Here is an 18,249-nt window from a genome sequence, read left to right on the forward strand (position 1 = left end):
ATAACATCTATCTAGTAGTATGAAAAAGAAAATAGACCACCGTATCGGCAGTCTATTTCAAGTTTACATGGTCCAGATCCCATTTTCTAATGGTAAATCGAGCCTGATTTGAGGATCTGAAAAGTACAGTATCGTTATTTGGTGATGGATAGAATCGGCTTGTAAACGTTTCTTCTCCTTCATTTATAAATACTTCAATAGAGGAAGTGTCGACAAACACCCTCAACGAATCTAAATTCACCACTTTACATTGCCTCTTCTCTACCACTCCATTTACATAGCTTTTGCGCTCAAGAGTCACTATCTTTTCCCCGACAGAATAAATGAGCCTGCATCCATCTCCAATGGAAAGATCAAACCACCCTTCAGAAAAAGACAGATCCCTGATCTCCATTTCAAACGCTTTTCCATTTACACCATTGAGTTCCCGGCTTTCTTTATCCAATATAACCTTGTGTTCTATAGCTTCTCCTGCTCTTAAATCCCGTAATTCTTCAAGGGGAACTTGTCTCACTTTACCGTTCACAAACTTTAACTCCCGAGGCAGAGTCATCGTATGAAGCCATTTATGTTCAATGGTGGGATGATCCTGTTCATTTTGATCAGGTACACTCATCCAGGCAAATAGGATACGGCGTCCTTTGTCATCGACTGTCGTTTGTGGAGCATAGAAGTCAAAGCCGCGGTCCAATTCCTCGAAATTCCCATGTTTAAACGTTCCTGTAGCTGAATCAAACTGACCGGCAACATAGCCTGCCTGATATACATTCTGATACTTCATTCCAGAAGCTTCAATTCCCTGCGGGGAGAAAATTAGGATGTCCTGATCTCCTAACTTAAAAAGGTCTGGACATTCAAACATATAACCGAAATTGGCAAGTTCCCCCTGCCCTCCGCCGGTAAGAACACCCCGATACTCCCAATCAAGGAGATCCTCCGATTGCAATAAAGCGACAGCCCCCTTTAACTCTGTTGTCTGTGCACCTACGACCATAAAATACGTTCCATCTTGTTCCCACACCTTGGGATCGCGAAAATGGGCTGTAAATCCTTCCGGTAAGTGAACGACAGGGCCTTTCTTGTCAAAATGAATGCTGTCTTCTGAAAGAGCTAAGCACTGATAAGATTCCCGATTCCTTTCCTCGTCCTTTACGTTCCCTGTATAGTAAGCATAGATTTTCCCGTCATGCTCTATGGCACTTCCGGAATAACAACCATTTTTCTCATACCATTCTGCCGGCGTGAGGGCGATGTCTTCATGCGTCCAGTTCATTAAGTCCCTTGACGAGTAATGCCCCCAAAACTTTGCACCATGTCCGGTTTTAAAAGGCATCCACTGATAATAGAGATGATAGACCCCTTTGAATTGGATGAATCCGTTTGGGTCATTCAAAAGCCCTACAGGCGGCATGAGGTGATAATGAAGGCGGTATGGATCCTGCTCTACAACACCCTTGTGCTTTTCCATTTCTTCATAGGCTGTTTGTCGCAATTGTTCATCTCTGGTCATCAAGCCTCCCCCCTCTTCAGATGATGGTTTACTTCCTTTAAGGAAGGCAAAGCAGTCATTGCCCCTTTGGTTGAGGCAGCAAGTGCACCGGACACGGCTGCAAACTGAGCCATTCGTGCTGCTTCTTCAATTGATAAAGATTCAATATCCCCAGTGTATTCATGTACTGAATAGAGGATCCCAGATACAAACGCATCCCCTGCCCCGGTTGTATCCACTGCTTTCACCTTCATGGCAGGTACATACTGCCGAGCATCTCCTACGTACACAAAGCTTCCTTCTGCCCCCATCGTGATAATCAAGAAAGGAATATTGTATGCTTTCAGTTTGGCTACCCCTGCTTCAATCTTCTTTTCACCAGTGATAAATTCCAGTTCCTCCTCAGAGATCTTCAATACATCCGCTTCAGGCAGCATGCTCTTAATCGTTTCTCGGGCGCTTTCCTCAGAATCCCATAATCCTAATCGTAAATTCGGATCATACGAAACCAATAAGCCATTCTCTTTCGCCACTTTCACAGCATGATGCGTCGCTTCCTTCGCCGGAGAGCTGATCAGGGAGATGGAACCAAAATGAAGGATTTTATGAGTTAAGAAATCCTCTTCGTCTATATCATTCACCTGGAGGAATCGGTCGGCACTCGGATCAATATAAAAGTCAAAGCTGCGCTCCCCGTCTTCTCCGTTCGTAACAAATACCACTCCCGAACGGGCATCAGGAGTTAAAAGCATCTGATTGGTCCGAACCCCATATTCCTGAAGAGTCTCTTGCAGGAACCTCCCTAATACATCATCTCCCACTTTTCCTACAAAGGTGGACCTCGCGCCTAATCTAGCGAGTCCAACTGCTACATTCGCAGGAGCTCCTCCGGGACTTTTTTGATAGGTAGTATTTTGTTCGTCCAGAGGGATGAAGTCTATCAGTGCTTCACCCAGTGAGATAATTCCTTGTTTCATATCGAGTTCCTCCTCGTTCTAATGGATTCTACTTTAAATATAGCAAATCCTTACTAGTCAGGTGACTAGTAAGGATAAAGATTTCTATTTTGCTTCTTCTTTCCAACCCAGTAATAAGGTTGCTGCAAATGCGCCTGCTACAGCGATGATAAATCCGATTCCATAGTTAAGTGGATCTTGAGCAATTGCGAACATCGGAATACCCGTTAGTCCTATTCCGTTCGCCATCACTTGAGTGAATACCACGTATGCTCCACCAAGCGCTCCACCGATGGCTGCTCCTATAAACGGACGGCGATGCTTCAAGTTAACCCCGAAAATCGCCGGCTCTGTAATTCCCAGGAAAGCAGACACGGCTGCCGGTACAGCAATTTCCTTCGTTTTCTTATTTTTCGTTTTAAAGAAGACAGCGAGTGTTGCCCCACCTTGTGCGACGTTCGCCATTGCCCAAATCGGCAGCAAATAGTTTCCGCCGATGTTTGATAACAGCTCAGCCTCGATGGCATGGAAGCTGTGATGAACACCGGTTAATACGATCGTTGAATACAATCCACCGAATATCAGTCCCGCTATCGGTCCAGCTGTGTTGTAGACAACATCCAGAACCGTTGTAATTCCGTTACCAAGGACTCTTCCAAGTGGTCCAACGATAAGCAGGGCGGTAAATCCTGTGAAGATGACCGTCAAGAACGGTGTCACCAATAAATCAACGGTATTCGGTACAATTTTGCGTAAGCCTTTTTCAATCTTTGCCATTAAGTAAACGGTTAATAGTACAGGAATAACCGTACCTTGGTATCCGAGCATTTCTACACCAAATCCGAAGAAATCAAGGGTGTCCGGCTGGGCATCGGCAAGACCCCACGGATTCAGTAATGCAGGGTGGGTCATGATTCCCCCGATAACAGCACCTAAATAACCATTCGCACCAAATTCCTTCGCAGCACTCATCCCTATCAAGATCGGTAAAATGATGAAGGCTGCAGAAGAGAACATGTCCAGCATAACGAATAGACCGCTTTCAGGATCGACCCATTTATATGTTCTCATCAGGCCAAGGAGCCCCATTAACATACCAGCCGCTACGATTGCCGGGATGATCGGTACAAAGATGTTTGAGAGTGTACGGGCAAAACGGGCAAACGGGTTCATCTTCCGTTTTGCTGCATCGCTGTGAGTCTCACCTGTTGGAGACTTATCTTCAACAGATGCACCAACAAGAGGGCCGAAATGTTCAAATACTTTGTTTACATTCCCTGTCCCGAATATTATCTGGAACTGACCGGAGCTTGAGAATGCCCCTTTCACACCATCCAATTCCTCGATGGCACTTTTATCTATCTGACTTTCATCGTCAATCACGAGACGAAGACGCGTCGCACAATGAGTGGCACTTACAACATTATTCTTGCCGCCCAATAACGGGACAAGCTGTTCTGCAACTTCACGATAGTTCATCATGAATCCCTCCTGTTTTTTTAAAAAAATATTTAATTAAAAAGACTCTTTTCTCAAAGATTGTTGATTTTACATATGGTCTGCTCGGGCTCTGTCAATCAGAGAGTTCTGGATGGTGAGGGGAACTGCTTCGCTTTCCGCGGACGTTCGGCCGAGCCTCCTCAGCTTAGCCGAACGGGGTCTCGGCACGACCGTACTTCCGCAGGAGTCTACGCAGTTCCCCTCACCATCTTTAAGAGTTTGTCGTGACAGAGCTAAAACATGTCACTGAACAATGTAACAAAAGCAAAATCCTCCTTCCTTAATAGGAATGCTATCTTTGATCACCTTAAATGAGGTTGTTTGCTAAATTTCTTGTTTTTTATTTATTCCTATTTAAGGATTCATACTAAGTTGATTGGAGCGGAAGGTGCTCGACTCCTGCGGGAATTGCGGGAAAGTTGAGACCCTACAGGGCAAAGCCCGAGGAGGCTCAACTCACGCCCCGCGGAAAGCGAGCACCTGCAGCGGAAATCACCCAACACTAGCTTATGCACAAGCAACAAAGTTTCAAAAAGAACCTTTAAAAGAATCAATAAAAAAAGACCTAGTACCCTTAAGAGGATAGAGGTAGGTCAAAGAGAGACGCTTACCATTATCGTCTTAAAGATTCTAGGTCTTGCCTGCATGAACAGTAACAATCCTACTGTATGAAATTGATGAGTTTATTCTACAAGATGAAAGCGGTACCGTCAACCATTTACTTTATGAGGCGTTCGATATGCAGAGCGATATACGCAACCTCTGATGGTGGGAAGTCAATGCTGTATTCTTGTTGCAGATACTTTGTAATTTCCTTCGAGCACTCGTAAGCCCTTTGGTATTTCATCTGTATGAGTTCAAGCATGTCTTCATCAATGGGATCAAACTGGTCTCCCTGCTCAATCCGATTTAATGCAAAACGGAGATGGGTGATCAATCGTTGGTAGTTGATGCTCGACTCTTCTACTTTTATGGACAGAAGGGACTCTACCTGCTCGACAAATTCCCTCAGAATCGTTGCATGCTTCAATGATTCGCTCATAGACGGGGCATCCATCTTTGCAGTATGAATATGAAGGGCAATATGAGCCGCCTCATCATCAGGGATTTCGATACCGAGTTTCTGCCTGATCTCTTCTTTTGCCCACACTCCGACTTCAAATTCCTTTTTATATAGGAGCTTGATTTCGTTCAAGAGCTTATTTTGGATTGGGATTCCTTGCTGCAGTCTTTCAAGCGCAAATGAAAGGTGATCCGTCAGTGCAATATGGATATGATCGCTAAGAGGGGCATTTAAATGCCCCTCTGCAAAGCTGATGATGTTTTCAGCGATTTCAATATGTTCCTCCGGCAAGGTAGCCAGGAGCTGCTGGAATTTCTCTGAGGATTGCTCATGAAGGACAAAGATCTTTTCAATTTTGTTCTTGGGGATGATATCATTTCTCTTCTTCTGAAAAGCAATCCCGCTACCCATCACAATTTTCTCCTGCGGCCCGTCCACCACTACAACAGCATTGTTGTTTAAAATTCTAAAAATACGCATAGATGTCCTCCGTACAGTTCATTACTCTTTATGTTACCACGATTCAGCGTAAAGATAACATGTAAAGTGTGCAGAGCAAAGATTTTCAAATGAGAGTGGAAATAAATGTTATTATTGTCTTAATCTATAGTATCAGGAGTGAATGTCATGTTGTTCAAGTTAAGAATCCTATTTTCGACCATCGCTATCGCCTTTGCCCTGTACGGGTTGGTAAGTGAGGATCCACCTGAGTTCAATACGACCATCATGCTTCTTTCTTTAGGTGCCATGATGTTTGTGTTGGGGCTTTCAGAATACAATTCCAACAAGAAAGCTTCCGCCTATTTTTCATTAATTGCAGCATTATTTGTAGGGTTTGTCAGTATTTATTCCCTCTTCTAAGACGTTCACAAGAAATATGATATGCTGAAAGAAAAAAGGAAAGCAGGGAGAAAATGATTTCTACATACTTTGAAAAAATCCAGGAAAAATTACATGTTGTTCAAACCGAAGAAGCTGAAAAAATGGCAGAGCTTGCTCAAAAGATATCTTCTTCCATCCAACAAGATGGAATCATTCAGCTCTTTGGATGTGGTCACTCTCACATCCTTGGAGAAGAAGTGTTCTACAGGGCAGGTGGACTGGTTCCGATCAATCCAATATTGATTGAGCCGCTCATGCTTCATGAAGGAGCCGTACGATCTTCTCAGTTAGAAAGAGCGAAAGGGTATGCGGGTGAGTTTATGAATGCGCAAGATATTCAGCCCCATGATGTGGTGATCGTTCTCTCCACTTCTGGAAAAAATCCCGTTCCCATCGAAGTAGCTCTTCACGCCAAAGAAATGGGGGCTTATGTTGTGTCCATCAGTTCCTTTGATTACGTAGAGAAGGAGATGTCCCGACATCCCAGTGGTAAATTTCTGAGTGAAGTAGTGGATCTTGCCATTAATAATCACTCCGTTGTAGGGGATGCAGTGCTGACTGACCCAAGAGTGTCTGTTCCATTCTCTCCATCTTCAACCGTCATCGGCGCGGCGATCTTGAACAGCGTCATGGCAGGTGCCATTGAATATATGGTGATAGACGGATTTGAACCGCCTATCTTCATCAGTGGAAACGTGGATGGCGCAGATGATCATAACGAAAAGTTAATTAATAAATATCGCAAGCGTATTCCTCTGTTAACAAAAGGATTATAGAGAAAAAGAGTAGGAGCCCATTAAATAGGATTCCTACTCTTTTTCACAGTCTGTCCAAGTTGATTTTGAATTTATATTTATCAGCTCGATAAATCGATCGTACTAACTCAAAAGGGGTACCGTCCTCTAAAAATGAATCTCGTTGGATGAGCAGCACCGGCTCCCCGCTCTTCACCTTTAAATGCTTCGTATTTTCTTCCGTCACAATTGCCGCTTCCACTGATTGAGTGGCATGGCTGATGTGAAGATTCAACTCACTTTCAATATAATGATACAGTGATTTCCCCAATATTTCCTGATTCAATCCTGGCAGCAGCCTCACCGGGATATAACTTGTTTCCAGTGCCATCGGTTCACCATTTGCAAGACGGATTCGTTTCATTGTATACACAAGTTCCTCTTCTTCTAACGAAAGAAGCTTCTGAATATCCTCACCGACGGGAGAAATTTCAAAATGCAATAATTTGTTGCCTGGCTCGAGTCCTCGACTCTTCATGTCTTCGCTAAAGCTTGTTAAGCCTTGGAGACTTTGTTCGATTTTTCGATGAGAGACGAATGTCCCTCGCCCTTTTTCTCTATATAACACATTTTTATTCACTAGATTGGTAATCGCCTGTCTCACGGTCATCCTGCTGATTTTGAACGATTCAGCCAGCTCACGCTCAGACGGAAGGGCATCACCCGGTTTTAACTCTTCAGACTGTATTAGATGCTTTAGGTGCTCTTCTAACTGATAATACAAAGGAAGAGGAGAATTTTTATTTACCACGAACGCTTCTCCTTTCGAAATAACGATTTATCTATTATTTTAGTATATACACCCTGTTTATAACAGACAATTATCCGAGGTCCATGTGAAAGTGGCAGACGATTTTGCCAAATACGACAAACCCGTCTGCTCTCTCCATTTATTTTAACTTTCTTAACTCATCGGCAACAAATTCCACATCTGTCCCGACAATGACTTGAAGATTTTTATTGTTTACCTTCATCACACCTTTAGCCCCGTGTGCTTTTAACGCTTTTTCATCTACAAGTGTGACGTCATTGATTTGTAATCGTAATCGTGTGGCACAGTTATCGATCACTGCCAGGTTTTCTTTCCCGCCAAGGTCCTTCAGAAAATGTTCAGCCATTATTTCATATTTACTATTTCCACCTGAATTCTCATCTGCTACTACCGCATCTTCATCATCTTCACGACCTGGAGTTTTCAAGTTAAACTTCTTGATCAAGAAGGTGAATATGAGGAAATAGATGATTCCATAAAGAATGCCTACCCCTAATAACAGCCAAGGTTTTTGGCCGATGTTAAAGTTTAAGATGTAATCAAAGGCGCCTGCTGAGAAACCAAAACCGTGATGGATGCCAAGCACGTACGTGATGACCATGGAACTTGCTGTTAATACAGCATGAATTCCATAAAGAACAGGAGATAAGAACATGAAACTGAATTCAATCGGCTCTGTGATCCCTGTTAAGAATGAAGTGACGGCTAACCCGATTAACATCCCCGATACATTGGCACGTAAATGTTTTTTCGCTGTCACGATCATCGCAAGGCACGCTGCAGGCAGACCAAACATCATGATAGGGAAGAAGCCTGTTTGGAACGTTCCCGCTGTCGGATCACTCGCGAAGAAACGTGGAATATCTCCCTTTACAATTTCTCCTGCTGCATCTTTAAATGTCCCAAATTCGAACCATACAAGTGTATTCAACACGTGATGCAGACCGACTGGAATCAAGAGACGATTCAGTAGGCCGAACACACCGACTCCCGTAGCTCCCGCACCGATGATCCATTCACCAATGGAGTTGATCCCGCTCTGGATCGGCGGCCAGACGATTCCAAATATTCCTGCGAGTGCAACCATGGACGCAGCGGTTACGATTGGAACGAAACGTCTGCCCCCGAAGAATCCCAGCCAGGCCGGAAGTTTAATATCACTATAACGGTTATATAATAAACCTGCCACGACCCCGGAGATGATCCCCCCGAAAATCGCCATGTTGGAATCCGGATCAAGGGCTTTTAACCCGCCCGTTAAGACCAAATAACCAATGGCACCAGCCAATCCAGCCGTACCATTTCCATCTTTTGAGAATCCGATTGCCACCCCGATGGCAAAGATTAATGCTAAATTTTTAAATATGGCATCTCCTGCTTCGGACATGAACGCGATTCCTAATAAGTCATCCTGACCTAAGCGCAGCAATAATGCAGCTGCAGGAAGCACCGCGATTGGAAGCATGAGTGATTTACCGATTCGTTGTAAGAATCCTAACATATCATTCTCTCCTTTTGTTTCAGTTGAAAGCGTTTAACCAGTCCATATCATATCATCATAAAGGAATAGATGTCTATACCAATTTTATGAATAAAAAAGTTAGATTAATGATTTTATAAAGTTAGATTGCAGTTTCACTACAAATATACTGTTCAAAAATAAACTGGTATAGACATCTATACTATCAGGTGTTATTGTAGAGATGTAAAGTACTCAAGGAGTGATTTCAATGATCTCAAATATAGAAAAGCTGCTTATTCTGGATGGCAACATCTATGGGGAAGATACAGTATATGAAAAAGGGTATATCAAAATTGAGAATGGAATGATCACCGAAATGGGTGAGCGTTCCCAGTTAACCAATACAGAAGAATTCAAAGTGATTTCACTTCCTCATGGGTATAGTGTTGTCCCGGGAATGATAGATATTCATATTCATGGCGTAAATGGTGCCGACACAATGGATGCCACACGGGAAGCTCTCGACACGATGGCCGTGACACTTCCGAAAGAAGGAACCACAAGCTTCCTTGCGACAACGATGACGGAAGCATCCGGTGCAATCGAAAAAGCCTTGAAGGCAACGGCAGACTATATGTCAGACCATCAAAAAAGCGGTCAGGCAGAAATACTCGGCCTTCATTTAGAAGGTCCATTCATAAATCCGGATAAGGCAGGAGCACAGCCTCTGAATCGTATCCAGAAGCCAAATGTCGAAGTGTTTAAAAACTGGCATGCTCTTTCAGGAGAGAATATTAAGTTGGTGACCCTTGCCCCTGAACTTGATGATGAATACGAACTGATCCGTTACTTAAAAGAGAATGGGATTGTCGCTTCAGTCGGTCATTCCAGTGCAACCTATGATCAGATCGGGGAAGCCATCGATGCAGGATTGTCCCATGTTACCCACTTGTTCAACCAAATGTCGGGACTTCATCATCGAGAGCCTGGCATCGTCGGAGCATCCTTCCTTCGAAAAGAATTAATGGTGGAATTGATTTCAGACGGCATCCACGTTCGTCCGGAAGTGGTCCAATTGGCATTCGATCAAATTACAGACGAGCGATTAATCCTCATCACTGATTCCATGAGAGCCAAATGCTTGAAAAACGGCCAGTATGATCTTGGCGGTCAGATGGTGACGGTTAAGGACGGGAAAGCATTATTGGACGAAGACACTTTAGCAGGAAGCGTATTGAAGATGAAAGACGCCTTTACAAATATCCAGGAATTCACTAGGGGAGATATGAGAAGCGCGATCAGAATGACCGCTGAAAACCCTGCCAGACAATTAAATGTCTTTGATCGAAAAGGTAGCCTTGCTCCCCGGAAAGATGCAGATATCGTCATATTAGACGAAAACAAAGACGTATACACAACGATATGTAAAGGAAAAATAGCCTATATTCGAGAGGATGATACTCATGAAACTAATTGAAGTGAAAGACTACCAGGAAATGAGTCAAGTCGCTGCAGACTATCTGTTATCCAAGGTGAAAGAATCTGATAAGCTGACCCTTGGATTAGCCACAGGCGGAACACCACAAGGGCTTTATGAAGCATTGATAAATGACCATAATAAGAACAGGACCTCCTATCAACATGTATCTTCGTTTAACCTGGACGAATACATCGGATTGTCCGGTAAACACCCTAACAGCTACTACCATTACATGAATGACCACCTATTTAAACATATTGATATAGATTCAGAAAACACCCATATCCCTTCTGGAAAAGCCGTCGACCTCGAAAAGGAATGCGAGGCATACGATGAAAAAATCCGTTTACATGGCGGAATCGACCTTCAAATACTGGGAATCGGCAGCAACGGACATATCGGTTTTAATGAACCAGGTACTCCTTTTGAATCCAACACCCACATTGTCGAGCTTGCCGAGTCTACACGTGAGGCTAATGCCCGTTATTTTGACTCGATTGATGAAGTACCTGCTCAAGCCATCACGATGGGGATTTCTTCGATTATGAAAAGCAAAGAAATCCTTCTCCTTGTTTCAGGTGAGGCGAAACAAGTGGCCATGAAAAAGTTAGTAGAAGGAGAAATCTCTGAGAACTTCCCTGCTTCTATCTTGAATCGCCACGAGCATGTCACGGTGATTGCCGATCAAGAAGCGCTGGCAATGGTGAAAGGGTTAGAGTTGTTGAATAGATGAAAGGATGAAGATGTGGAGTGAGTATGTTTAGTCCATGTCAGGAGAGCGGCGGACAATGGTTCGCCGCTTTTATATAAATTAAAACTAAGAATATTATAAAAAAAGATTGACGAACGCTATGAACATTTCTTATAATTAATCTTGACCGATTAACGGGGCATTAGCTCAGCTGGGAGAGCGTTTGGCTGGCAGCCAAAAGGTCAGCGGTTCGATCCCGCTATGCTCCATACCGCGTTATATCAACGTTTGTAAGACGTTAGAATCACAGTAGCGAAACGGACCTAATTCCGTCAGCGCAACGCCCTCTTTTTCGATAACTTATCGAGAAGGGGGCTTTTTTGCGTTTATGTCGCATTCAGAAAAACGTCGAGGCAAACGGGTCAAGAATTCCACCGTTAAAACTCACCGCAAAAATCAATTCCATTTACCCGCATTGCTCGAGAAATCATACGCTATTAAATTGTCGGAAGGATTGTCGGATTCCACTTTATACATGTACCGGCATGCTCACAAGTTGTTTATCGAATATCTTGAGGCGATTAACCTATCGCTCAATTACCGGGAGCTTGACGTCGATGTTTGCCGGGGTTTCTCCGTTTGGTTATTGAACGAACGCCCTGCCAATGACGGCCATAAGTTTAAGCCCGAATCAGCGAAACAAAAAGGAATCAAGCCGCGATCAGTCAACGACATGATTAAAACCATGCGGACAAGTTTTCGCCTATTGATTGAAGACGGAGAAGTCGACCGTAACCCCTTCGAAGGTGTGAAGTCCGTAAAGCAACCGCAGAAGCTTATTAACGTACTCACTGCTGAGGAGCTCAAGCAGATACTTATGTCGCTCGATAAACGGAACTATCCACAGTTTAGAGATTACGTATTACTTACACTGCTCATTGAGTCGATGGGAAGAATCTCGGAAGTAATTACGTTACAACGTGCTGACGTCGATTTATCAGCGAAGGAAATTGTATTTAAGTCGGAAATCACTAAAACTAGGGCTGGCCGCATACTGCCGATCCAACAAAGGACGGCGCGACTGCTGAAGGAGTTAATCGCAGAGGTTGAGGAGTTTGAAAGCGACTATATCTTTCTTTCTAATTACGGAGAACCATTGCAGCCGAATAACTTCCGGAAGCGCCTGGCTAACTACGCGAAAAAGGTCGGCATTAAGAAGAAGGTTCATCCGCATCTTATTCGCCATTCAGTAGCGACCATTTACCTTGAGTCGGGCGGTAATCTACGTTACCTGCAATCGATACTGGGTCACGTCGATCAGCGAATGACATCCCGTTATACTCACCTATCGCGGGCAGCTATCGCCGAGAATCACGAACAGTTTTCCGCATTGAACGAAGTCATGGGCAAGTTGAATAAACCGCGCAAGACAAAAAGATAAAATTGCGCATAAAAAAAGGCGCTCTGCCGAAACAGAACACCAACCCTACCAATATTATATTTGAAAAAAGGCGTTCATGTCAACGCTTATTCAAGTATGCCTGTTTCCGGTCGAGCCGGAGGAGAGCCGAACTATGCAGTTATCCTGCGAATCTACATATCGCAACCTATCCACGTTCGATTCAGTCGAGCAGTTAAACGAATCAGCCCGCAGTCATGCCCGGCAGTTGACCGGCACCGAGGCGGCCGTCTTTGACGAGCTCTCGCGTCATAGCTGCAAGTATCCTGGCGTCAGCTTTCTAACGAAGACCAACATCGGCAAGCTAGTCGGTAAGAGTCGCCGCACGATCATCCGAGTGTGTCAGCGATTAGAGGAGCTGGGGATCATTCACCAATATGAACTACGCCGGCAGTCAGACGGGCAGCAGACGAGTAATGCGATTGTGATATTACCGGTTAAATCCGACCATGTGGTCGCAAATGAGGTCACGTACCCACAAACAGGTTGCTTGTTGCAAAATGCAACGACTAAAGCGTCTGATGTCGGACGAAATTGTGTAACCCCGGAGTTACATGTCACACAAGCACCTGGCGAAAATGACACACCAATAAGCTCGTCTTCTTTAAGCAATCAACCGTTACTATGTAATACGTCTAGTCCATACATACGTTTCAAGAAATTGATCGCAGATAAAAAGCTTCGGAATAAAATTTACGGAGTGTTTTTAGCTCATACGTCATACCTCAAGAACGCCTATAATCCAGCAGTATTATTAAACGTGGGCATCACGGCAGCTATGACCGCCTTTAAGTCGCCTGGTGTAAAGAATATAGTCGGCTATTATAACGGAGTCCTCGATAAGATGCTGGATAAGTTATATTTCGCAGAAGTTATTGCAGGAGAATAGCGAATTAGGTCGAATTACTTATGCGATGGGTTGCATTCCTATAAAACTTAATAACGTACCCATCATAAGACGAGGAGGAAGATAGATGGAAATTAAACCTACACTAAACGATGCACTACAAAACGTACACAACTCTTTTGTAGATATAAATAAGCGAACACAACAACAATTAAACGATGTTGGCAGATTAAACAGGGAGCGAATTGAAAGAGAAGAAAAAAACCTTGAATACCAAAAAATAAATATCGATCAAAATAAAACTCTAATAAAATTACAAGAAACTGAATTAGCTTTTTTGAATTCCATAAATGATGACACTAGTAAATTGGTTAAATTGTTAATATCATTAGAACAAGTAAATGCGATTAACGGCAAAATAGTTGAAGCAAATATGCTAGAGATTGAAAAAAGATTAGATGAAATCATTAATAAAACTCCAAGCGGAAATCTTCAAGATGAATTATTAGATGAAGTGAAGAAGCAAATGGTTGAAAAAGGGGTAAATTACGGAGTTCAATTTTTGATTACTGGAATCAAAGCGATGGTAGCTAGTCAAGGATAAATACCAAGAAAAATGGCCCAACGGCGATTAAACCGAAGGGCTTTGCTTTTATAGTTTTACTCCGTTCGTCCTAAGTTCTTGGCTGAGGTTATTCCTAAATAACTGATCGTTCTCACCAAAGCTTGCATGAGCGATTTCTCTGCCGTCTAGCTCAACTTTAACCGGACGGTTGGCTAATTGTTCAATCGACTGAACGAGTGATGAAATATTCGTCGATTCGGATACGTTTGCAGTAGAACCCGTCAATCCTGCATCAATCATCCGCATTAGGTTCGCCTGTTGAGACTCCGTCAGCACCATTTCATTGCGGAGCAGCCTGACGTCAATCTCGTTGTGTTTCGGAGAATTAGCAAACTGGCTCGCTAGACCTCCCATGTGCAGCTTCGGCATTTGATTAATCGCATTTTCACCTACGATTCCGCCTGTATGATACGTACTAGCCCCGACACCTTCTGCCGCCCTTCTTGCCTGCGAATAGGTCTTCGCGCCGTACTCTTGGATGTACACGCGCTTGGTAACATCGGCACCTAGTCGACTGTTTAACGTGTCAGCTACGCCAATAATTGAAGCGATTTTACTTCGAACGCCTTCGAGCTTGCCGATTTTCGCATCAATTTCCGCCTTGGCTTGGCGATATTCCGTCGTGTTACGAGTAGCCGCATCCTTAATGTTATCCATTTCGGCTTTCTGCTTGTAGAGATTCGTCAGCTCAGACTCGAGCGTTTTCATTTCTTCGCCTCGCTTGGCATTAATACCGCTTTGCTTCAGTTCGATTTCGACCATGCGATATTTAACCTCGTCTAGCTGGCCGATTTGCTCCTGAATCTTATCGAGTTCCTTCGAGCGTTCGAGCACCACGTTGGCAGCTTCAGAACGTTGGTCTTTAATCTCTTGCAATTTCTTCTTCTCGAGCGCTAGGTTGAAGGTTAACTGCTGCGCTTCACTGTCATTTCCTGACTTTTTCGCCGCGTTTAGTTCGGCTTCAATACCACCAATAATTCGGAGCTGATCGCTTTCCTGAATGTCGAGGTCGATCATCTTCTGCTTTTCCGTGTTAATTTCGCTAGCGATTCGCTTCTCATCGAGCAGTAGGCCCTTCATATTTGCCTCAAGTTTTGTTCGCTTGGCCTCGAGTTCAAGGCGGATCATCTCGACTTGCTGAGCGTTGAATTCTTTCGCAGCACCCGTATTTTCTAACAGGATGTTTCCTTGTTCCGTTAGGACAGTATTAGATTCCGGTACTGCAGCAACTATGTCCCCGTTTAATTTAACCAGGCGATCAAGCTCTTCGTTAGATAAGCCTGATTTCTCATATAGATTCGCCTGTTCTCTGCCAAGTCGTGCAATTGTTTCCGGATCCGCAGTCTTTGTTAGTTCGGAGTTAATGTCTACGAATCGAGCAAATTCGTCGTTTGATAACCTTAATTTCAACGTTAGCTTATCGTATTCAGCGATGTTACCTGCAAGGGCCTGGCGATTCTTCTCCATCTCGTTAACGCCGTCGAGCGTCACCTTGTTAAACTCGTCCTGACCAACTTTCGCGGCCATCAGCACGCCTCCAAGAATAGATAATGCACCGATTGCAATTCCAACAGGGCCGCCGGCAATGAACATCGTCCTTAGTGCAAGCGATAATTTCCCAAGCGTAGAAACGACTAACGCGATACTTGTGGCAGTTCCGGCAAATGCAAGGCCGGTCTTAATCGTCGAAGTATCAACTTCGGTCAAGGTACGAACCATATTGGATCCTTCTTTTACGATTTCCGTAAAGATTGGCAGAAACTCTTTTCCGATTTTGATTCCGGCTTCCTCTGCTGCGGATTGAAACTCCTTAAATGCCCCGATCAGGTTATCGTTCATTTTCTTCGCAACCTCTTCAGCCGTTCCTCCGCTATTTTCTAGCGCCTTCGAGTAGTCCGCAAGCTTTTGTTCTCCGTCAGAGATTAAGCTAAGGAAACCGGATGCTGCTTCCGTTCCAACTAACTGAGCGACTGTAGCCGTCTTCTGTGCTTGCGTCATATCCTTCATTTTCTCGCCGATATGTCCGACCAATTCCGGTAAAGACTTCATAGCTCCGTTTGCATCCGTTACTTTAATTCCGAGCTCTTCCATTGCGTCTTTTGTTTGTCCGGTAGGATTCGCTAAGCTAAGTAAGGCAGCACGTAAAGCTACCCCGGCACTTTCGCCTTGGATTCCGGCATTTGACATGCTCGCGATTCCTGCAGCCGTATCTTCAAATGAGATTCCCAACGATTTAGCGACCGGACCGACATATTTAAGTGCTCCGGCGAGTTGTGGGAGGTTTGTGTTGGCCGTATTCATCGTTTTGACTAGGACGTCAACTGCGGATCCTGTTTCCTGGGCAGTTATTCCGAACCCTGTCATGATGTTCGATACCATGTCGGAAGCACTCGCTAAATCGATTCCTCCTGCCGCAGCTGCGTTTAACACGGCAGGCAATGCTGAGATTTGATCCTCGACCTTAAAACCGGCCATTGCGAGGTATGTTAAGGCGTCAGCTGCCTGGGAAGCGCTAAATTGTGTAGTTGAGCCCATTTCTCGGGCGACTGATTCTAAACGTGATAAATCCTGCGCTGAAGCGTTTGAAATTGCCCCGAGCTTGCTCATTGATTGCTCGAAGGTCGCTGCCGTCTTAACACTTGCTCCAATCGCTCCGGCTATCGCTGCGCCCATCCCTATGGAGGCGGTTTGAATCACCGATAAATCCTTGCCGACTTGTTTCGCACTCATTCCGGTTTGCTTCATAGCCTGACGCGAATCAGCCATCTTTTTCTTAAAGTCGCTATTTTCTAAGACTAATCGTGCTCTAATTTCTCCGACCGATGCCATTATTCTTCACCAGCCAATCGGAATAACTCGAGAATTTCATCCGGCTCAAGGGTTGCTAATAACTGACCGGCCTTTCCAATTCGTTCTACTTCTTCAATCGTGAAATCCGCTTCTCCTCTTTTAACACGTGAACTCATTCCTATTAACACGCCGACTGCTTCGCCCAAGTCAGCGCTTGCTTTTTCGTCAAAATATTTCATGCGATCAATTCCCTTCCGTTTCAAATTAAAAAGAGCCGCCCGTAGGCAGCCCGTATGACTTATGCGCTAAATGTTTCAAGATACTTCTGTTTCATTGCAGCGTATAGCTTAGCTGCCTCGAGACTATCCGGCTGACTCGCTGCATCATCGTGCAAAATGGATAAATTGTCGGCGGTCAGGCGATAGTCGCTGACGTCAACTGCGCTCAGGTCTTCTCCTTGCACGCTTTCCATTACCTTCTCATCGCCGTTAATAACAATCTTTCCAGTTTCTCTAACTACCATTTCAAATGAATTCATATATCCCATTCCCTTCGTTTTTTTTGTAATTAAAAAGACGCCCCGGTGAAAGGCGTCTAATAGGAAGGACAAAAGCTCCAGGCCGGCATGTCATTCCGACCGTTCATCGCAAGATATTCAGTTTCACAGTTTCGCTTCTTCTTCCAGCAGTACTTCTTCCGTAGTTTTCAAGTCTGACTGCGGCTTATCATCTTCCGGAAAGAGCTCGAAATACTCGTCGCTTCTATTAAGGAACATTTTCGCAGCGTCTCCTAAGTCACCGCCAGCCCTATCCTCGACTAGCTGATCGAAGAATTTCGACTGCATCATGCTGTCAGCGAAGTCTGCTAAGTTTTGTGCCTCAGCCGTTTCCGGATTTCGTGCTCGACTTTTGACGTCTTCAAACAGCTTGGAGATTTCCGGCTTACTACTGTCATTAAGAATCGGCTGGATAATCTCGGAGAATTGATCCTTTACTTGGGCTGCCAACGCCTGGTCCTCAACTGAGCGTACGAAGTCTTTCAATAACTGCGTCCCACGCTGCGGATTAGTCAGCATGAGCTCCGTCTTGAACTCTCGGAGGCGTTTATCGAATCGCTCCTGCACATCGGCATCTACTTTAGGCGCTTTACTGTGAATCAAGTCCTTGGCATCTTTCTTTGCTTGTTTTAGTAGGTCTCGATATTGAGAGTGTTGTGAGCGAGCTAATTGTAGTAACTTGGTTGTTTGCTTCTTTTGTAGGGATTCAATAAGTTTCTGCTTGCCAGCGTGTGTAAAGTCCCTATTGTTTCTAATGTCAGACTGTTTAGAACGGAATTCTTCTTGAAAGCTACGATAAAGGCCAGTTGATCCGTTCCTTAATTCGTGAGCCTTATTTGTTAGTTCGCGGATTTGTTCGATTGATTTTTTCATATTAAATCTC

At 44.2% G+C, this 18,249-nt stretch carries 17 protein-coding genes and 1 tRNA gene; 8 read left to right on the forward strand and 10 right to left on the reverse strand.

What is annotated here, in order from left to right; all coding sequences use genetic code 11:
- Window positions 1-52: 52 nt before the first annotated feature.
- The 4 genes from FZC88_RS12860 to FZC88_RS12875 all read right to left on the reverse strand — a co-directional run bounded on the left by FZC88_RS12860 (window position 53) and on the right by FZC88_RS12875 (window position 5,488).
- Window positions 53-1,510 carry a glycoside hydrolase family 32 protein gene (locus tag FZC88_RS12860; protein ID WP_148995206.1) on the reverse strand — a complete coding sequence of 486 codons (1,458 nt, stop codon included), beginning with the start codon at window positions 1,508-1,510 and terminating at the stop codon, window positions 53-55.
- Window positions 1,510-2,466, reverse strand: a complete 957-nt coding sequence (locus FZC88_RS12865; protein WP_148995207.1) for an aminoimidazole riboside kinase — start codon at window positions 2,464-2,466, stop codon at window positions 1,510-1,512. The genes FZC88_RS12860 and FZC88_RS12865 overlap by 1 nt, the downstream gene beginning before the upstream one ends.
- Window positions 2,467-2,550: 84 nt before the next feature.
- Window positions 2,551-3,924: a sucrose-specific PTS transporter subunit IIBC gene (locus tag FZC88_RS12870; protein ID WP_148995525.1), complete on the reverse strand. Its 1,374-nt coding sequence runs from the start codon at window positions 3,922-3,924 to the stop codon at window positions 2,551-2,553.
- 739 nt (window positions 3,925-4,663) lie between these two features.
- A complete protein-coding gene (locus FZC88_RS12875) occupies window positions 4,664-5,488 on the reverse strand; it encodes a PRD domain-containing protein (RefSeq protein WP_148995208.1) in 825 nt (274 codons plus the stop codon).
- A gap of 147 nt (window positions 5,489-5,635) precedes the next feature.
- Between FZC88_RS12875 and FZC88_RS12880 the strand changes: the two genes are divergently transcribed.
- Window positions 5,636-5,869, forward strand: coding sequence for a YczI family protein (locus tag FZC88_RS12880; RefSeq protein WP_148970707.1), 234 nt, complete (start codon window positions 5,636-5,638; stop codon window positions 5,867-5,869).
- A gap of 53 nt (window positions 5,870-5,922) precedes the next feature.
- Window positions 5,923-6,666: an SIS domain-containing protein gene (locus FZC88_RS12885; protein ID WP_148995209.1), complete on the forward strand. Its 744-nt coding sequence runs from the start codon at window positions 5,923-5,925 to the stop codon at window positions 6,664-6,666.
- A 43-nt stretch (window positions 6,667-6,709) separates the two neighbouring features.
- On the opposite strand, the gene FZC88_RS12890 is transcribed toward FZC88_RS12885, so the two are convergent.
- Both FZC88_RS12890 and nagE read right to left on the reverse strand, forming a co-directional pair.
- Window positions 6,710-7,435: a GntR family transcriptional regulator gene (locus FZC88_RS12890; RefSeq protein WP_148970709.1), complete on the reverse strand. Its 726-nt coding sequence runs from the start codon at window positions 7,433-7,435 to the stop codon at window positions 6,710-6,712.
- A 139-nt stretch (window positions 7,436-7,574) separates the two neighbouring features.
- Window positions 7,575-8,957 (reverse strand): N-acetylglucosamine-specific PTS transporter subunit IIBC, encoded by a 1,383-nt coding sequence (nagE, locus tag FZC88_RS12895; protein ID WP_148970710.1) that lies wholly within the window; start codon window positions 8,955-8,957, stop codon window positions 7,575-7,577.
- 229 nt (window positions 8,958-9,186) lie between these two features.
- Here nagE and nagA point away from each other — a divergent pair, with 229 nt between their 5' ends.
- The 6 genes from nagA (at window position 9,187) to FZC88_RS12925 (ending at window position 13,999) form a co-directional block, all read left to right on the forward strand.
- Window positions 9,187-10,395: an N-acetylglucosamine-6-phosphate deacetylase gene (gene nagA / locus FZC88_RS12900; protein ID WP_148995210.1), complete on the forward strand. Its 1,209-nt coding sequence runs from the start codon at window positions 9,187-9,189 to the stop codon at window positions 10,393-10,395.
- Window positions 10,382-11,131, forward strand: coding sequence for a glucosamine-6-phosphate deaminase (nagB, locus tag FZC88_RS12905; RefSeq protein ID WP_148995211.1), 750 nt, complete (start codon window positions 10,382-10,384; stop codon window positions 11,129-11,131). Before nagA ends, nagB begins: the two co-directional genes overlap by 14 nt.
- Before the next feature lie 154 nt (window positions 11,132-11,285).
- Window positions 11,286-11,358 (forward strand) — tRNA-Ala (locus FZC88_RS12910).
- A 119-nt stretch (window positions 11,359-11,477) separates the two neighbouring features.
- A complete protein-coding gene (locus FZC88_RS12915) occupies window positions 11,478-12,530 on the forward strand; it encodes a tyrosine-type recombinase/integrase (protein ID WP_148995212.1) in 1,053 nt (350 codons plus the stop codon).
- Between the two features lie 133 nt (window positions 12,531-12,663).
- Complete coding sequence (locus tag FZC88_RS12920; protein WP_148995213.1) at window positions 12,664-13,437, forward strand: helix-turn-helix domain-containing protein; 774 nt, start codon at window positions 12,664-12,666, stop codon at window positions 13,435-13,437.
- 85 nt (window positions 13,438-13,522) lie between these two features.
- On the forward strand, window positions 13,523-13,999 hold the full coding sequence (locus tag FZC88_RS12925) for a hypothetical protein (RefSeq protein ID WP_148995214.1): 477 nt from the start codon (window positions 13,523-13,525) through the stop codon (window positions 13,997-13,999).
- A gap of 48 nt (window positions 14,000-14,047) precedes the next feature.
- Here the strand turns inward: FZC88_RS12925 and FZC88_RS12930 are convergent, their stop codons facing one another.
- From FZC88_RS12930 to FZC88_RS12945, 4 genes are all read right to left on the reverse strand, one after another.
- Window positions 14,048-16,849 carry a phage tail tape measure protein gene (locus FZC88_RS12930; protein ID WP_148995215.1) on the reverse strand — a complete coding sequence of 934 codons (2,802 nt, stop codon included), beginning with the start codon at window positions 16,847-16,849 and terminating at the stop codon, window positions 14,048-14,050.
- Complete coding sequence (locus FZC88_RS12935; protein WP_148995216.1) at window positions 16,849-17,049, reverse strand: hypothetical protein; 201 nt, start codon at window positions 17,047-17,049, stop codon at window positions 16,849-16,851. Before FZC88_RS12935 ends, FZC88_RS12930 begins: the two co-directional genes overlap by 1 nt.
- 59 nt (window positions 17,050-17,108) lie before the next feature.
- Window positions 17,109-17,348, reverse strand: coding sequence for a hypothetical protein (locus FZC88_RS12940; protein ID WP_148995217.1), 240 nt, complete (start codon window positions 17,346-17,348; stop codon window positions 17,109-17,111).
- Between the two features lie 123 nt (window positions 17,349-17,471).
- Window positions 17,472-18,239: a hypothetical protein gene (locus tag FZC88_RS12945; RefSeq protein WP_148995218.1), complete on the reverse strand. Its 768-nt coding sequence runs from the start codon at window positions 18,237-18,239 to the stop codon at window positions 17,472-17,474.
- Window positions 18,240-18,249 lie beyond the last annotated feature (10 nt).

Source organism: Rossellomorea aquimaris (assembly GCF_008180865.1).
Taxonomy (GTDB): domain Bacteria; phylum Bacillota; class Bacilli; order Bacillales; family Bacillaceae_B; genus Rossellomorea; species Rossellomorea yichunensis.